The organism is Cryobacterium sp. Y50 (assembly GCF_002929805.1).
Classification (GTDB): domain Bacteria; phylum Actinomycetota; class Actinomycetes; order Actinomycetales; family Microbacteriaceae; genus Cryobacterium.
Genome location: NZ_PJJM01000016.1, coordinates 1 through 1,896, shown reverse-complemented (window position 1 = coordinate 1,896; position 1,896 = coordinate 1). Strand labels below are relative to the sequence as shown.

Genomic DNA, 1,896 nt, shown 5'->3' with positions numbered 1-1,896 from the left:
TTTCGGGTCATGGTGTTGATCCTTCCACTGCCGGAACCGAATTCCAGCAAGTCAGGTGTCAACTAAACCTTCAGCAGTCCCCACCGCGACCTAGCACTGTCCCGACATCGAGCATGGAAAATAGGGCCAGTATTGCCTTGGGTCGGCGATAACATTAGTGCGCGCGTGACGCTTCGACGCAAGTTATCGCGGTGGATCCGGCAGCACCGGACTAGCGACCGCGCTGAGGGTGAGCATTAGCCTGACCGCCGCGATCCTGGTCACCAGGCGTTGAACATCCTTCTTCATAGGTCTTCTCCTCATTGAGTGCAACCTGACGTGGTTGTTATCGGCACGCGCCGCTTTATGTTGCCCGAAACGACATCTGTCTGAGTTCAGTTGCGTATGGGTCGTCGTCGCCGGGGTTACGGTTCTCCTCCTGTACCCGGCGTCGCCTAAACTGGGGCAACCCACCACCGCCTGGTTTTCTGGAAGCGCCACCGTTCAACGGGACGTGACTGAGGAAAGGAACCATTCCATGATTTTCATCGTCGCCAAGTTCACTGTGAAACCAGAGTGGAGCGATCGTTGGCTGGATCTCACGCGAGACTTCACGGAGGCTACGCGCCAGGAACCAGGCAACTTGTGGTTCGACTGGTCGCGCAATGTTGAGGATCCTCACCAGTTCGTTCTCGTCGAGGCATTCCACGATGATGCGGCTGGATCTCACGTGAACAGCGCGCACTTCTCCGCGGCAATGAAGGCTATGCCGCAAGCGCTCGTGAAGACTCCAGAGATCATCAGCGAACGCATTGATGCTGAAGGTTGGGGCCCACTGGGAGAAATGACAGTGGAGGAGTAACCACGCGTCTACTGACCGCTGAACTAGTCGGGGTGACTGCCCACATCCATGCGCTTCGGGGGTAGCGGCCGACAACGACCATTTAGCGCTGTGCCCTCGACGCCCCTGTACAAAGACCAGCAACCGTTACTAGGAACAGGACCATGCACGATCTCAACGCCCTCACGGTTCGCAGCATCTCAGTATCTGAGATGAGCAATAAGGTTTACGTACTCACCTCGAAATCAAGCGGCGCGCAGGTACTGATTGACGCCGCCGACGATGCACCCGCCATCTTCACCCTTCTCGCAGATGCCCAGAAGGACACGAAGGCCCTCGTCAGGCTGGCCCTCATTGTCACCACACACTCGCACTGGGACCATGTTCGGGCGCTTGGTGAGGTCAGGGAGCTGACCAGAGTACCCACTGCAGCAGGGCTCGACGATGTTGCAGACATTGCCGTGCCCACAGACATACCTTTGCATCACGGGGACGTCAGGAACGTCGATGGCATTGAAGTCGAAGTGATTCACCTACGCGGACACACCCCCGGGTCGATTGCTCTGCTTTACCGCGACTCGCATGGTCCCGCCCATCTGTTTACGGGCGATTCGCTCTTCCCTGGCGGTCTTGGGAACACCAACGGTGATGCCGACCGTTTCTCATCGTTGTACAACGACGTCGTCACTCGGATCTTCGACTACCTTCCGGACGACACCCTGGTGCACCCCGGCCATGGCGCCGGCACAACGCTCGGAGCCGAGCGGAGCAAGCTCTCCCAGTGGAAGCAACGCGGCTGGTGACGGCGACATCCGCCTACCTCGTGCAGCGATTCCAGGTGCTTTTCGATCGAACTTAACCATCCCGCATCCGAAACACAGATCTTCGTAATCAGCCCTGCACCTCCCCGCATGGGCGAATGAAACCGGAGACGCTGACGCGCTGATCCGCTAAGACGGAGAGAACCAGGCCCCCTCGCGAGGTGCGTCCTGATTAGCGCGAGCTCTGATCAGTGAGATGGCGTTCGTCGAGTTCACCTTGCCCGGTCGATCTCGGTTGTAGTGCGGTACTGACCT

General features: G+C 58.3%; 2 protein-coding genes. Both read left to right on the top strand.

The window, feature by feature from the left end:
• Positions 1-517 precede the first annotated feature (517 nt).
• Entirely contained in the window at positions 518-841 is a 324-nt protein-coding gene (locus CXY73_RS00125; RefSeq protein ID WP_104176394.1) for a putative quinol monooxygenase, read from the top strand.
• Between the two features lie 143 nt (positions 842-984).
• Positions 985-1,623, top strand: coding sequence for an MBL fold metallo-hydrolase (locus CXY73_RS00120; protein ID WP_104176393.1), 639 nt, complete (start codon positions 985-987; stop codon positions 1,621-1,623).
• The last annotated feature ends 273 nt before the right edge of the window (positions 1,624-1,896 follow it).

Excerpts from the sequence above, each read along its gene's own strand:
- CXY73_RS00125 (WP_104176394.1), top strand. The coding sequence starts at position 518 with ATGATTTTCATCGTCGCCAAGTTCACTGTGAAACCAGAGTGGAGCGAT.
- CXY73_RS00120 (WP_104176393.1), top strand. The coding sequence starts at position 985 with ATGCACGATCTCAACGCCCTCACGGTTCGCAGCATCTCAGTATCTGAG.